We start from the raw sequence: 13,694 nt of genomic DNA on the forward strand, positions 1-13,694 counted from the left end.
GGCCGTTCCCGACCGGCCGACCCGCGGCCGGGCCCCCGTCGGCGGGATTCCACCCGCCGTCGTTCCCGCCGCCACCCGAGCGCACCCAGATCGTGCCCGGCGCCCTCGCCGGTCGGCGTCCGTCGCCGCCCGTGCCCGCCGTGCACACGACGCCGCCGTGGGTGGAGCGCGGGCCCGACCGGGCGGACCGCCCGCCGTCGGGGATGCAGGGGTCGGAGGTCTTCCTCGGCAGGCGCCGGGATCTCGCGTCCGTCATCGGCACGGCGGCCGTCGTGGTCGTCGTGATCCTGATCCTCGTCCTGTCCTTCACCCTCGGCTGATCCCGGCCCGGGCGCACTAGGCTCCGGCGCCGTGGCCACCCTGGTGACGTTCCACGCCCACCCCGACGACGAGTGCATCGCGTGCGGCGGTGTCATGCGCGCCGCGGCGGACGCGGGGCACCGGGTCGTCCTCGTCGTCGCCACCGGCGGGGAGCACGGCGAGATCGTCGCGGACGTCCTCGCGCCCGGGCAGACCCTGGGCGAGCGCCGGTACGAGGAGACGATGGAGGCGGCGCGCGTCCTCGGCGTCGCCCGGACCGAGTTCCTCGGCTACGTCGACTCCGGGATGGTGGGCACCGAGACCAACGCCGCACCCGGCGCGTTCGCCGGCGCCGACGTCGAGGAGGCCGCGCAGAAACTCGCGGTGATCCTGCGCGAGGAGGCCGCCGACGTCCTGACCGTCTACGACGAGCGCGGCGGCTACGGCCACCCGGACCACGTCCAGGTCCACCGCGTCGGGATGCGGGCGGGCGAGATCGCGGGCGTGCCGCGCATCCACCAGGCCACGACAAATCGCGAGGAGATGCGCCGGCTGATCGTCGCGGCGGCGGAGGCAGGGCTCATGGGCGAGGGCGACGGGCCGAGCGAGGCCGACGTCGCGACCATGGGCACGCCGGAGGCACAGCTCACCACCCGCGTCGACGTGACACCGTGGATCGCGGCGAAGCGCGCCGCGATGCGGGCGCACTCCAGCCAGATCGCCCCGGACTCCTTCTTCCTCGCGCTGCCCGACGAGGCGTTCGCGATGGCCTTCGGCACCGAGTGGTTCGTGCACGTCGGCGCGGACCCGGGCCCGCCGTGGGAGACGGACCTGTTCGCCGACCAGCGGGCCGGCTGACCCGCCGAGCGGTCCGCGGGGGTCGAGCGGGTTCCGAGCCCGTCGTGGTACACCCGACCGGGTGGTGGTGTGAGCCACGTGAAACATCGCCGTGGCCCCGGCGATGTCCCAGGTGTCAGCGGGCACACCGGCCCGCACGTCTCGGGGGAGAGTCAGTCATGGGCCGCCACCACACCAGCACCGTCGAGCAGTCGATCCCGGCGCCGCGGGTCTCGCCCGAGGCCCGGCCGCTGGTGGCCCCGGTGTCGGTGCCCGAGCCGCGCGGCTGGCGCGCCCGCCGGGTCGCCCGCGCGGAGGCCGCGCAGGCCCGGGCCCTCGCGGTCCAGGTCGCGCACGCCCAGCGCCGCGCCCGCCAGGTCGCCCTGGCCTCGCTGCCCGCCGAGTAGGCCGTCCGGCCCCTCCGCGTGGGGTCCACCACGCACCCGAACAGGGCGACGACGCTGCACCACGTGCCCCTCGGGTCGGGGCCGCGGGCATGCGCCGTTCGGCCGCCCGACGAGGGGTACGCCAGGCACCCGTCCGGGCGCGCGGGCCTGCACCACGTGCCCCTCGGTACTCAGGGGACCGTCCGGACCCAGGGACCGCCCGGGTCGGAACCCCTCAGCCCTCGAGCACGTACCCCCGGCCCCGCACGGTCCGGATGCGCTCCGCGCCGAGCTTGCGGCGCAGGTAGCCGATGTACACCTCGACGATGTTCGAGGTCGGCGGACCGCCCCACACCCGCGTGACGAGCTCGTCCTGCGACATCGCCTGCCCACGGGGGTGGCGGATGAGGGCGTCGACGACGGCGTACTCGGTGCGGGAGAGGCTGACCGGCTTGTTCTCGACGAACACCTGCTCGAGTGCCGTGTCGACCATCACCTCGCCGCGCCGCAGGTAGAGCTGGGCGGTCGGGCGGTCGTCACCGAGCCGCAGCCGCAGCCGGGCGAGCAGCTCCTCCATCGGGAAGGGCGTGACCAGGTAGTCGTCGTGGCTCGCGCGCAGGGTGGACACCGTCCGGTCCCGTGCCTCGGCCGAGGTCAGGGCGATGACGGGGGTCCGCGGGCTCTCGCGGTGCAGGTCGGCCAGGACCTCCACGGGGCGCAGGCCGCTCATCTCGACGTCCAGGACGACGGCACGAGCGCCGCCGGCGCGGGCCGCGGCACCGACGCTCCAGCTCTCGCGCAGGAGTTGGGGTTCGAAGCCGTTCGACCGCAACGCACCGACGAGCACGCTCGTTGTGCGGTGAGGAGGCGCCACGCACAGCACGCGGCCCCGCTCCGCGTGCTCGACGCGGGGCGCCGCGGCGTCCGCATAACGATTGGGTTGCATCGCGGACCAGGTTGCCGTGCGCGCGGCCGGAGTTCAACGATGCGGCGCCGAGCGGTGACGTGGTGGGCACGACGGGTGGATCCCTGAGAGCGCCAACCGGCGTCCGTCGCATCCACTGCGCCGGTCGGACCAACCGTGACGCCCTTCGTCGCGTCACGATGCGCGGTCGACGGCATACCGATCCGGCCGCTCTCAGATCACGGTCCGGTGAACGGTCCCGCTCCTAGCGTTCCGCCCCGCAGCTCCCCATGGCGGCACGTTCGCGCTCCCCCGGGGCGGGCACCAGAGCCCTCCCGCACGGACGACGCCGTCGCGTCCCGGACCGCGCTCCCCACGGCCCGGGACCTGAACTCGTCAGGAGGTCGTTCGCCCATGCCCCGACGTGGACGACATCGCACGCGTCTCCCGCTCCGGCTCCTCGCGGCCGTCGCCGCCCTGCTCGTCGGCGGCACCGCCGTCGTGCTGGGCGGGACGGCCCTCGCGAAGGGCTCGGGTGGCGGAAGCATCATCTCCTCGCTCTCCGGCAAGTCCTCGTCGGACGACAGCTCGTCCGACGACAAGGGCGGAGACGGCAAGAACGGGAAGGACTCCTCGGACGGGAAGGACTCGTCGGACGGCAAGGACTCCGGCTCGTCCGGCTCGAAGGACTCCGGCTCGTCCGGCTCGAAGGACGGATCGGGCTCGGAGGACGGGTCCGGCTCGAAGGACGGGTCCGGTGGCAAGGGCTCGTCCGGCGAGGACGGCAAGAAGGTCAAGGACGGCAAGAACGGCGACAACACGCCGGACGAGGCCAAGAAGACCGACGACCAGAAGAAGAAGGACGAGAAGAACAAGGCCGAGGGCAAGAAGGACGACCCGTTCCCCGGGCGCGACAAGATCAAGGCGGCGAGCGGCAAGGACTTCGTCGACATCGCGAACGTCGCCCCGAACGGCAACCGTGGTGAGGGCGGCGACTTCTCCGGGGGCAGCTACACCGTCGCGTGCGGTGTGAGCGACCACAACAACTCGGACAACTACATGGCCGCCCCTGGCAAGCGGAACGGCGCCCAGCACGTCCACGACTACGTGGGCAACACGTCGACCAACGCGAACTCGACCGACGACTCGCTGGACGCCGCGGACACCTCGTGCGCCAACGGCGACAAGAGCACCTTCTTCTGGCCGGTCCTGCGTGACCTCAACGGCCAGGGCCCCGACGTCGGACAGGACGGCGGGAGCAGTGACGGCAACGTCGGCAGCATCCTCAAGCCGGTCAAGGCCGACCTCACGTTCCACGGCCACGGCTCGACGCCGGTCGAGGACCTGCCGACGCACCTCATGATCATCACGGGCAATGCGAAGGCGAAGGTGCAGGACGGCAAGAACGCCAACGCGAAGTACACCTGCTCCGGATTCGAGAACCGGGTCACCGACAAGTACCCGATCTGCCCGGCCGGGCACCAGCTCAAGCGGATCCTCGACTTCCCGAGCTGCTGGGACGGGCAGAACCTGGAGTCGAAGGACCAGCGCTCGCACATGGCGTTCCCCGACGGGAACGGCAACTGCCAGAACGACTTCAAGCCCGTTCCGGCGCTGCGGGTCACGCTCACGTACAACCAGCCGGCGGGGAAGGCCTTCTCCATCGACTCGTTCCCGGACAACCAGCACGACCCGAGCACCGACCACTCCGACTTCGAGAGCCTCGCGCCCCCGAAGCAGGCCGCGGCCGGCGGTGAGTGCATCCGGGGGAACCGGAACTGCACGAACGTGAGCGGCTGAGCCACAGCACGCCTCACACCACTCGCGCCCCGGCGCCCGACGTCCTACCGTCGGGCCCGGGGCGCGAGTGCGCTTCCACGGGAGTCCGGGAGACGGGCTGAGAGGGGACCTGGCCGCAGCGGCGGCAGTGGTCCCGACCGTTCGAACCTGATCCGGGTCATGCCGGCGCAGGGATACGGAGGCGCGAGCATGTCCTCGACGACGTCGTCCACCTCGTCCCCGTCCGGGACTCCCGACCGTCCGCGGGGGGCCGACGAGGTCGCCCCCACCCTCGACGGGCCGGTGCCCCGGTCGCTGGGGCTGCTCGACCAGGGCGCGTTCTGGGCCAACCTCGGCGTGAGCCTGCTCGGTTTCGCCGGGGTCCTCGCCGTCCTCCAGCCCGCCGGGGCGCCGCCGCTGACGATCACCGCGGCGGTCGTCGCGACCGTCGTCGGGACCCTCGTCGGCAGCGCCATGGTCGGACTGTCCGCGATCCCGGGCGCCCGGACCGGCGCCCCGGCGATGGTGGTGCTGCGGGGCCTGTTCGGCGGCGTGCTGTCGTGGATCCCGTCCGTGCTCAACGTCGTGCAGCTCATCGGCTGGGGGACGTTCGAGCTGGTGGTCATCGCGCAGGCCGGCACGCTCGCACTCGGCGGCCCCACCTGGGCATGGGTGCTCGGGGCCGGGGTGGTGACGACGCTGCTGACGCTGCGCCCCCTCGGCATGCTGCGGCTGCTGCGGCGGGTGGTGACCGTGCTCGTCGCGATCGCGGTGGCGTACCTGGCCTGGTGGTTGTTCACCCGCCCCGCGGCCGCGGATCTGGGGCAGGCCGGGTCCTGGTCGGGGTTCTGGGCGGGCACCGACGCGGCGATCGCGGTCGCCGTCTCGTGGATCCCGGTGGCCTCGGACTACTCCCGGCACTCGCGGCGGGTCGGGACCGCGTTCACGGCGGCCACCGTCGGCTACGCCGTCACGCAGATCCTCTGCTTCGTCGTGGGGCTCGCGGCGTTGTCGCTGGTCGCCGGGAACGGCGACGAGGTGTTCGCGCCGATGCTCGCCGCACCGCTGGGGCTGGTCGCGCTCCTCGTCCTGATCGTGCGCGAGACCGACCAGTCCTTCGCGAACGTCTACTCGACGGCGGTCTCCGCGCAGAACCTCGCGCCGCGCGCGGACCGGCGCCTGCTGTGCGTCGTCGTCGGTGCCCTCGTCACCGTGCTGGCCCTCGGGGTGACGATCGACGACTACTCGAGCTTCCTCGCCGTCATCGGGTCGGTCTTCGTGCCGCTGCTCGGCGTCGGGGTCGGGGACGCCCTGGTCAACCGCGGTCGCTCGGACCTCTCCCGGTGGGCGCCCTCGCGCCCGCTCATGGTGGTGGCCTGGCTCGTCGGGCTCGTCGCCTATCAGCTGGTCAACCCCGGCGGGGCGCCCGGCTGGTCGGACGCGTGGACGGCGCTGCGCGAGGCGATCGGGTTCGCCCCGCCGTCGTGGCTCTCGGCGTCGCTGCTGTCGTTCGTCGTCGCCGCGTTCGTGGGGGCGGGCCTCGCGATGGTGGAGCGCCGCGGGCGCGGGCGGGGCACCATCGACGGATGAAGATGCGGACACTGGGCCGGACCGGGATCAAGGTCAGCCCGTACTGCCTGGGCGCCATGATGTTCGGGGCCATGGGAAACCCGGACCACGACGACTCGATCAGGATCATCCACCGGGCGCTCGACGCCGGGATCAACTTCGTCGACACCGCGGACGTGTACTCCCGCGGCGAGTCCGAGGAGATCGTCGGCAAGGCGTTGGCGCAGCTCTCCCCGGAGCGCCGCGAGGACGTCGTCCTCGCGACGAAGGTGCACGGCGGCATGGGGGACGACCCGAACCGCGCCGGCAACTCGCGGCGCTGGATCGTCACCGAGGTCGAGAACTCGCTGCGGCGCCTGCAGGTCGACCACGTCGACCTCTACCAGGTCCACCGGCCCTCGCCGGACACCGACGTCGAGGAGACGCTGTCCGCGCTCACCGACCTGGTCCGCAGCGGCAAGGTCCGCGCGATCGGGTCGTCGACCTTCCCGGCCTCGGAGATCGTGGAGGCGCAGTGGGTCGCCGAGCGGCGGGGCCTCGAGCGGTTCCGCACCGAACAGCCGCCCTACTCGATCGTCAACCGTGGCATCGAGCGCGAGGTGCTGCCGGTCTGCGAGCGCTACGGGATGGGCGCGCTGGTGTGGAGCCCGCTCGCGATGGGGCTGCTCACGGGCCGCTACCGCAAGGGGCAGCAGACCGACAGCCCGCGGATGAACTTCGCGCCCGGGCGCCTGACCCACGAGCGCAAGCTCGACGCCGTCGAGGAGCTCGTCCCGCTCGCCGAGAAGGCCGGGATGTCGCTGACGCACCTGGCGATGGCGTTCGCCGTGGCCCACCCCGGGGTGACCTCCGCGATCATCGGGCCGCGCACGATGGAGCACCTCGACGACCTGCTCGCGGGCGCGGAGGTGACCCTCGACGACGAGGTCCTCGACCGCATCGACGAGATCGTCCCGCCCGGCACCGACGTCGACCCGGGCGACGTGTCCTACGCGCCGCCGGCCATCGAGACGGCCGGACTGCGGCGTCGTCCCGCCGCCGAGCGCTCCGCCGCCTGACCGGTTCCCGAGCGACGGGCACCATCGCTCGATCGAGGCGAGCGATGGGGCCCTTCGCTCACGACGGCGGCCGTTCCCGTGTCCCGGCGACGGGCGCCGGTGGGCGGTTCTACCGACTCAGGGGGCCCCTCGCTCGAAAGGACGAGGCCGAACCGCCCCTCGTTCGTCCGTGGGGTGGCCCTGGACTGGTAGAACGAACTCGTCAACCAGCGAGGGGATCGGTCGTGAGCTACCCGCAGCGTTCCTGGGACGACGGCGACGTCGAGGTGGTCGCGAAGCGGCTGTGGGCGGGCGGTGTGGCGACCGCGCTGGTCGCGGCGGGCATCGCCTTCGTCGGCGTCCTCATCATCAACAGCATCTTCGAGGTCGGCATCCAGACCGCGGGCCGCAGCGGGGCGCTGGTCGACAACGCCTCGACGGTCATCCCGATCGCCGCCGGCATCGCGGCGCTGGCCAGCACGGCGCTGCTGCACCTGCTGCTCATGACCACGCCGCGCCCGGCGTCGTTCTTCTCCGCGATCGCCGTGCTGGTGATCGTCGTGCTGATCCTGCAGGTCTTCCTCGCCGACGGCTCGATCTCGGCACACATCGCGACCGGCATCCTCTACGCCGCCATCGGGGTCGCGATCGTCTCGATGCTCTCCGGGGTGTCGGCCACGTCGGTGCGGCCGGTGGCCCGCGGCGGCTGGGGCGGGCCCGACCAGGGCCGGTACGACGCCGGCTACGGCGGCGAATCCCGGTCGCCCTACCCGCCGCAGAACCCCTACGGGGGCTACGGCGACCAGCGCACCCAGCGGTACGACCCGCGGGGCCAGGGCGACCAGTGGCGGTGAGCGCCCGGCCGATTCGATCACGCGCCGTGATCGCCGTCGGACGGTACGCCGCCGTTTCAAGCGTTTGTGATGCTTTCGCTCTCCCGCCCCGCTTTCCTTGACCCCTCGCGATCGGCCCGGTGACGATCAACCGTCCTGATCCTGCGGGCGGGCGATGACGCCTGTCCGCGCACTGGTCGTGCCGGGTGGCGCGACCGAAGGGGTGGTCGACATGACGCAGACGGTCAACGGACACGGCGCGGTCACGACGCCCGGATCGGCGCGCGCGGACGGGGAGGGTCGCCTCGGGCGGGGGGTGTACCGCGGACCCGCGTCGCTCGAGGACGCCCGCCGCGCCCTGCGCGTGGCGCTCCCGGAGCCCAGCAGCAAGTTCAGCCAGGACGACGAGTGGTGCGTCGTCCAGCAACCCGACGGCTCGTGGGCGGAGTTCCGCTTCCACGACTACCACCGGATCTTCGACGTCCCGGGGCTCTACGAAAAGATCTTCTACGACGTCCTCGGCTGCGACTCGCCCCGCTTCATGGCCGGGCTGTTCGCCGACGCCCTGGCCGACGCCCGCGCGGACGCCGCCGACGTGCGGGTGCTGGACCTGGGCGCGGGCAACGGGATCATGGCCGAGGAGCTCGCCACCATCGGCGTCGCCCACTCGGTCGGGGTCGACATCCTCCCCGAGGCAGCCGAGGCCGCCGAGCGCGACCGCCCCGGGCTGTACGCCGACTACCTCGTCGGCGACCTCACCGCCCTCGACGCCGCGGATTCCCGGCGGCTGGCCGGCCACCGGCTCAACGCGCTGACCGTCGTGGCCGCCCTGGGCTTCGGGGACATCCCGCCCGCGGCGTTCCGGACCGCCTACGACCACGTCGCGTCCGGCGGGTGGGTCGTCCTGACCATCAAGGACGCCTTCCTCGCCGCGGAGGACACCTCGGGCTTCGGCGCGATGATCAGCGAGGGGATGGCCTCGGGGGCCCTCGAGGTCGTGCGCCGCGAGCGCTTCCGCCACCGCCTGGCCACCGACGCGAGCCCGCTGGTCTACGAGGGGATCGTCGCGCGCAAGCGGGGCCCGCTCGCCTGACCCGCGGATCCGCACCACGCGCCGTCCGTCCGGCCGTTTCCCTTCCCGGGTGACCGGGCACACACTGGATCGGACGGCGCGCCCCGGGAGGACCCCCCGCCCCCGGGGGCGCGGTATCTCCCGGACAGGAGCACATGCATGGCCGCCAGGAACGACAGCACCGCCCCGCAGCACCGCGACGGGTCGGCACTGCCCGCCCCGCGCACGCCCGACCTGGCGCGGGCGGTCGAGACGATCGTGCCGGACTCGGTGCTCGCCCGCACCGACCCGGCCCTCTTCGGACGGACCGTCCTGCAGCTCGCCCAGGGCTGGGCGACCCATCCCGGTGAGGTGGGTCGGGCGGCGTCGTCGTTCGCGACGGTCTCCGCGCGGATCGGTGCCGCGGCCACGGGCCGGGCGCTGCGCGCGCTCGCCGGCGGCGACACCACCGCGGCCCCCGACGACGAGTCCCCGATGCCGGTCAGCAAGGACGGCCGGTTCAAGGACACGACCTGGACGGAGAACCCCGGGTTCTGGGCCCTGCGCCAGGAGTACCTCGCGCTGGTCTCGCTCCTCGAGGACCTGGTCGGTGCGGCCGGGCTCGACCCGGACGCCGACGACCGGGCCCGGCTGCTCATGGGCCTGGTCGGCAGCATCGCGTCGCCGACCAACGTGCTGCCCGGCAACCCGGCCGCGCTCAAGCGGGCGTTCGAGACCGGCGGGGCCAGCGTCGTCGCGGGCCTGCGGAACCTGCTCGACGACGTCGCCACGAACAACGGCCGGCCGCGCCAGGTCGACAAGTCCGAGCTGCGCGTCGGCAAGGAGCTCGCGGCCACCCCGGGCAAGGTCGTCTACCGCAACCGGCTCATGGAGCTGGTGCAGTTCGACGCGCAGACCGACGAGGTGCACGAGATCCCGCTGCTGTGCAGCCCGCCGTGGATCAACAAGTACTACGTCATGGACCTCGCCCCGGAGCGCAGCCTCGTCGAGTGGGCGGTACAGCACGGCCACACCGTGTTCATGATCAGCTACCGCGACCCCGACGCCTCGATGGCCTCGACGACGTTCGAGGACTACCTCGAGCTCGGTGACGCCGCCGCGCTCGACGTCGTCTGCGACATCACCGGGTCCGACAAGGTCAACGTCATGGGGCTCTGCCTCGGCGGGTTGATGGCGACCCTGCTGACCGCCCGCCTCGCGGCCCGCGGTGACGAGCGCATCAACAGCCTCACGCTGCTCAACACCATGCTCGACTACTCCGAGGTCGGCCCGGTCTCGTCGTTCGTCAGCCCGGAGATCGTCGAGCGGCTCGAGCGGTCCATGGCCCAGACCGGCTACCTGCCCGCCGAGTCGATGGCCACGACGTTCGACCTGCTGCGCGCGAACGACCTGATCTTCAACTACATCGGCCCGAACTGGCTCGAGGGCAAGGCGCCGCCCGCCTTCGACATCCTGGCGTGGAACACCGACTCCACCCGCATGCCGGCCGCGATGCACGCCTTCTACCTGCGCCACTTCTACCTCGACAACGAGCTCTCCCGGGGCGTCCTCGAGCTCGACGGCGACCTGCTCTCGCTCAAGGCGATCCAGGCCGACACGTTCATCGTCGCCGCGGAGAACGACCACATCGCCCCGTGGAAGACGTCGTTCACCTCGACCGAGCTCATCGGCGGGGACGTGACGTTCGTGCTCTCCACCGCCGGGCACATCGCCGGCGTGGTCAACCCGCCGAGCCCGAAGGCCAAGCACTGGGTCGGCACGGTGGGGGCCACCGGCCCGGACGCCCCCGGTCCCGACGCCTGGCGCGCGCGGTCGTCGGAGGTCAAGGGCTCCTGGTGGGAGACCTGGACCGAGTGGATCGGCGAGCGCGCCGGCGGGATGCGCACCCCGCCGCCCACCGGCAGCGACGAGTACCCGCCGATCGCCGACGCGCCGGGGGACTACGTCCTCGGCACCGCCTGACCGGACACCGGGCCCGGCCGGCCACGGGGCCGGCCGGGTGGCGCCTTGACCCGTCCGGGCCGGGTGCTCCACGCTGTTGCGCAGAGCGCGGTGACGACGCGCCAGGTGCAACACGATCGGTGAGCCCATGGATCCCCGCCCCGGCCGTCCTGTCCGTGCGGCGTCGACGGCGCTGCGCCGACTAGTCGACGACGCCGTCGGGCCCGGCTACGACACCCCGTTCCTCCGCCTGGACCTGCTCCTCGCGGGCCGCGAGTCGCGGTGCGGGTGCGACGACTGCTCGGCGCGGGTCGACCGCGTGCTGGACGAGATCCTGGCGTCGATCCCCCGGACGTGACGTGCGCGATGGGCGGCGCGCCGGTGTGCTCGGTATCCTGAGCAGTCGATCGGCCGGTCGAGCACGTCCGGTCGAGGAGACCGTGCACCAGCAGGACCGACCAGCGCGCCGCGCGCCGCTGCCCAGGAGGAGCCGATGACGTCCGCCTCGAACGGCCACCCGAACGCCGTCACCGACGGGTTCACCGAGATGATGAGCCGCAGCCAGAAGGCGGTGACCGACGCCGCGTCGGGCATGGCCGAGATGTGGGGTGCCGCGCTCTCCGGCGCCGACGACGCCGCCCGCCGCACCTCCGGCAGCCTGCCGGGCGTCCCGTCGGCCGGCGAGTTCGTCGACCGCGCGGTGGACACGGGCATCGCGGTCCTCGAGATGCAGCGCTCGGTCGCCCACCAGGTGCTCGACGCGCTGCGGTTGCGCTGAGCGAGCGCGCCGACCCGGGGAGCGCCGCGACGCCGCGCTCCGCGGCGAGCGGGGTCTGGGACGCCCAGCGCCGTGCCCTCGGGGGTTTCATCCGGGACCAACGGCGACTCGCGCGGCTCTCGCTGCGGCAGCTCTCGGCGCTGTCGCACATCTCCAACCCGTACCTCAGCCAGGTCGAGCGGGGCCTGCACGTGCCCTCGGTGCGCGTGCTGCAGGCGATCGCCGACGCGCTCGACCTCTCGGCCGAGTCCCTCCTCGAACAGGCGGGCCTCGTCCGGGAGCACGCCGGCCCGGGCCCCGGGTCGGGACCGCGCGGGGGACCCGACGACGACCGGACGGTGGAACGTGCCGTCCGCGCCGATCGCCGGCTCTCCCACGCGCAGAAGGAGGCCCTGATCGCCGTGTACCGCAGCTACGTGGAGTCCGCGTCCGGCACGCCGGAGCCCGACCTCGGGAGCACCCGGTGAGCGCGGCCGTCTCCGACGCCGCCGGGGACGACGCGCCGCAGCGGGTCGGCTGGGAGCGCACGCTGACCGTCGCCGGACGCCGGATCCGGGTCGCGGTGCGACCCGGAGCACCCGGCCCGGCCCGGCGCGGCGACCCGGCGGTCCGCCCGCTGGTGCTCGTCAACGGCATCGGGGCGAGCCTCGAGCTCTTCGAGCCGCTCGTGACGGCGCTGGACCCCCGCCGCGAGGTGGTGCGCTTCGACGTTCCCGGCATCGGCGGCTCCCAGCCCTCGACCGTCCCGCTGCCGATGGCGGCCCTGTCGAGCCTGCTCGCCGACCTGCTCGACCAGCTCGACGACCTCACCGACGCCTCGCACCGGGTCGTCGACCTGCTCGGCCTGTCCTGGGGCGGCGGCATCGCGCAGCAGTTCGCGCTGCAGTACCCGCGCCGCGTGGGGCGCCTCGTGCTCGTGAGCACCGGGACCGGCGTGATGATGGTGCCGGCCCGCTTCGGGGTGCTGGCCCGGATGCTCACCCCGCGGCGCTACAACGACCGGTCCTACCGGCGCGCCGCCGGGCGCGAGATCTACGTCGGCGAGGACCAGGACGCCGTCGACGCGCTGTTCTCCCGCGTGCACCCGGTGCGGGCGACCGCCTACCTGCACCAGCTGTTCGCGCTCACGACATGGACGAGCCTGCCGGTGCTGCCGATGATCGCGGCGCCGACGCTGGTCCTCGCCGGGCGTCGCGACCCCGTCATCCCGGTCGTGAACGCCCACATCATGGGGTCGCTGCTCCCGCGCGGCACGGTGCACCTGCACGACGGCGGGCACCTGGGGCTGCTGACCCGCCCGCGGGAGCTCGGCCGGGTCGTGGAGGACTTCCTGGGCCCGCCGTCCCGCGAGCCCTAGACTGGGTCGTCGTGGCGGAGAAGACGGTCGAGGGTGTCGACGGGCGCATGTGGCTCGTCAACATCAAGATCATGTGGAGCGACCGCTCCGAGGGCTTCGAGCACGAGAAGGAGGGCGGCCGCAAGGCCGTCATCGGCATCATCGTCGTGCTCGGCCTGCTCTGGTTCGCCCTCATCGCCTGGAAGTTCCAGGTCCCGGCGGTCAGCGTGCCGTGGTGGGTCGTCCTGATCCTCCTCGGCATCGCGGCGTTCTTCCCGATCCGCTGGGCGCTGCGTCGGCCGCGGCGCCTCGTGGTCGAGGGCGGGCAGTGGCCCGACGACGGCGGCGGGGGCGGCCCCAGCGAGACGTGGAGCGGGTTCGTCCGGGGTCGCGCCGAGGCCCGCGCCGAGTACAAGCAGGCGATCCGCACGCTGCAGAAGCGGGGCACCCCCGCGCGGGCGAACAGCCCGCTGCAGCCCCAGTAGCGGTCGGCCAGCAGGTCGAAGGGAGGTCCGCCGTGCCCGAGCTGCCCGAGGTGGAGGCGCTCGCCGAGCACCTGCGCACGCACGCGCTGGCCCGGCCGGTCGCGCGCGTCGACCTGGCGAGCATGACCGCGCTCAAGACCTTCGACCCGCCGCTGTCCGCACTGACCGGCCGGTTGGTGACCGGGGCGGGGCGCTTCGGGAAGTTCCTGGACGTGCAGTTCGACGGCGTGCACCTGGTGGTGCACCTGTCGCGGGCGGGATGGCTGCGCTGGCACGAGCAGGCCTCCACGACGCCGCCGAAGCCGGGCAAGGGCCCGCTCGAGCTGCGGGTGCACCTCGAGACCGTCGGCGGGCCGGGCTTCGACCTGACCGAGGCCGGCACGCAGAAGCGGCTCGCGGTCTACGTCGTGACGGACCCGGCGACGGTGCCGGGGATC

General features: G+C 73.2%; 15 protein-coding genes, 1 pseudogene and 1 riboswitch. Of the genes and pseudogenes, 15 read left to right on the forward strand and 1 reads right to left on the reverse strand.

Annotated features, from left to right (window positions below; genetic code table 11):
• The 3 genes and pseudogenes from AC0CYZ_RS14215 to AC0CYZ_RS14225 all read left to right on the forward strand — a co-directional run.
• Positions 1–320 (forward strand): annotated as a pseudogene (locus tag AC0CYZ_RS14215) (hypothetical protein); the annotation flags it as partial.
• Between the two features lie 31 nt (positions 321–351).
• The gene (locus AC0CYZ_RS14220) at positions 352–1,158 is read left to right on the forward strand and encodes a PIG-L family deacetylase (RefSeq protein ID WP_472216376.1); all 807 of its coding nucleotides are present in this window, start codon (positions 352–354) and stop codon (positions 1,156–1,158) included.
• Positions 1,159–1,316: 158 nt separating this feature from the next.
• Positions 1,317–1,544, forward strand: a complete 228-nt coding sequence (locus AC0CYZ_RS14225; protein ID WP_472216378.1) for a hypothetical protein — start codon at positions 1,317–1,319, stop codon at positions 1,542–1,544.
• 214 nt (positions 1,545–1,758) lie between these two features.
• On the opposite strand, the gene AC0CYZ_RS14230 is transcribed toward AC0CYZ_RS14225, so the two are convergent.
• Entirely contained in the window at positions 1,759–2,469 is a 711-nt protein-coding gene (locus tag AC0CYZ_RS14230) for a response regulator transcription factor (protein WP_472216380.1), read from the reverse strand.
• A 372-nt stretch (positions 2,470–2,841) separates the two neighbouring features.
• Between AC0CYZ_RS14230 and AC0CYZ_RS14235 the strand changes: the two genes are divergently transcribed.
• The 12 genes from AC0CYZ_RS14235 to AC0CYZ_RS14290 form a co-directional block, all read left to right on the forward strand.
• Entirely contained in the window at positions 2,842–4,227 is a 1,386-nt protein-coding gene (locus AC0CYZ_RS14235; protein ID WP_472216382.1) for a DUF1996 domain-containing protein, read from the forward strand.
• 67 nt (positions 4,228–4,294) lie between these two features.
• Positions 4,295–4,421: riboswitch (TPP riboswitch) on the forward strand.
• Entirely contained in the window at positions 4,417–5,796 is a 1,380-nt protein-coding gene (locus tag AC0CYZ_RS14240) for a purine-cytosine permease family protein (RefSeq protein WP_472216384.1), read from the forward strand. (Overlaps the previous riboswitch by 5 nt.)
• Positions 5,793–6,833: an aldo/keto reductase gene (locus AC0CYZ_RS14245; protein ID WP_472216386.1), complete on the forward strand. Its 1,041-nt coding sequence runs from the start codon at positions 5,793–5,795 to the stop codon at positions 6,831–6,833. The genes AC0CYZ_RS14240 and AC0CYZ_RS14245 overlap by 4 nt, the downstream gene beginning before the upstream one ends.
• Positions 6,834–7,057: 224 nt before the next feature.
• A complete protein-coding gene (locus tag AC0CYZ_RS14250; protein WP_472216387.1) occupies positions 7,058–7,666 on the forward strand; it encodes a hypothetical protein in 609 nt (202 codons plus the stop codon).
• Between the two features lie 211 nt (positions 7,667–7,877).
• A complete protein-coding gene (locus AC0CYZ_RS14255) occupies positions 7,878–8,738 on the forward strand; it encodes a methyltransferase domain-containing protein (RefSeq protein WP_472216389.1) in 861 nt (286 codons plus the stop codon).
• Between the two features lie 138 nt (positions 8,739–8,876).
• Positions 8,877–10,679: a PHA/PHB synthase family protein gene (locus AC0CYZ_RS14260; protein WP_472216391.1), complete on the forward strand. Its 1,803-nt coding sequence runs from the start codon at positions 8,877–8,879 to the stop codon at positions 10,677–10,679.
• A 127-nt stretch (positions 10,680–10,806) separates the two neighbouring features.
• On the forward strand, positions 10,807–11,016 hold the full coding sequence (locus AC0CYZ_RS14265) for a hypothetical protein (RefSeq protein WP_472216393.1): 210 nt from the start codon (positions 10,807–10,809) through the stop codon (positions 11,014–11,016).
• Between the two features lie 135 nt (positions 11,017–11,151).
• On the forward strand, positions 11,152–11,436 hold the full coding sequence (locus tag AC0CYZ_RS14270; protein ID WP_472216395.1) for a hypothetical protein: 285 nt from the start codon (positions 11,152–11,154) through the stop codon (positions 11,434–11,436).
• On the forward strand, positions 11,433–11,903 hold the full coding sequence (locus AC0CYZ_RS14275) for a helix-turn-helix domain-containing protein (protein WP_472216403.1): 471 nt from the start codon (positions 11,433–11,435) through the stop codon (positions 11,901–11,903). Before AC0CYZ_RS14270 ends, AC0CYZ_RS14275 begins: the two co-directional genes overlap by 4 nt.
• A complete protein-coding gene (locus tag AC0CYZ_RS14280; RefSeq protein WP_472216397.1) occupies positions 11,900–12,793 on the forward strand; it encodes an alpha/beta fold hydrolase in 894 nt (297 codons plus the stop codon). The genes AC0CYZ_RS14275 and AC0CYZ_RS14280 overlap by 4 nt, the downstream gene beginning before the upstream one ends.
• Positions 12,794–12,804: 11 nt before the next feature.
• Positions 12,805–13,257, forward strand: a complete 453-nt coding sequence (locus AC0CYZ_RS14285; protein ID WP_472216399.1) for a hypothetical protein — start codon at positions 12,805–12,807, stop codon at positions 13,255–13,257.
• A gap of 32 nt (positions 13,258–13,289) precedes the next feature.
• On the forward strand, positions 13,290–13,694 hold a 405-nt coding region (locus tag AC0CYZ_RS14290), incomplete at its 3' end, for a DNA-formamidopyrimidine glycosylase family protein (protein WP_472216401.1).

Source organism: Actinomycetospora sp. (genome assembly GCF_055612215.1).

Bases quoted from the DNA above. Each gene is read 5' to 3' on its own strand.
- AC0CYZ_RS14230 (WP_472216380.1), bottom strand. From the start codon at position 2,469: ATGCAACCCAATCGTTATGCGGACGCCGCGGCGCCCCGCGTCGAGCAC.
- AC0CYZ_RS14260 (WP_472216391.1), top strand. From the start codon at position 8,877: ATGGCCGCCAGGAACGACAGCACCGCCCCGCAGCACCGCGACGGGTCG.
- AC0CYZ_RS14225 (WP_472216378.1), top strand. From the start codon at position 1,317: ATGGGCCGCCACCACACCAGCACCGTCGAGCAGTCGATCCCGGCGCCG.
- AC0CYZ_RS14240 (WP_472216384.1), top strand. From the start codon at position 4,417: ATGTCCTCGACGACGTCGTCCACCTCGTCCCCGTCCGGGACTCCCGAC.
- AC0CYZ_RS14235 (WP_472216382.1), top strand. From the start codon at position 2,842: ATGCCCCGACGTGGACGACATCGCACGCGTCTCCCGCTCCGGCTCCTC.
- AC0CYZ_RS14270 (WP_472216395.1), top strand. From the start codon at position 11,152: ATGACGTCCGCCTCGAACGGCCACCCGAACGCCGTCACCGACGGGTTC.
- AC0CYZ_RS14255 (WP_472216389.1), top strand. From the start codon at position 7,878: ATGACGCAGACGGTCAACGGACACGGCGCGGTCACGACGCCCGGATCG.
- AC0CYZ_RS14245 (WP_472216386.1), top strand. From the start codon at position 5,793: ATGAAGATGCGGACACTGGGCCGGACCGGGATCAAGGTCAGCCCGTAC.
- AC0CYZ_RS14265 (WP_472216393.1), top strand. From the start codon at position 10,807: ATGGATCCCCGCCCCGGCCGTCCTGTCCGTGCGGCGTCGACGGCGCTG.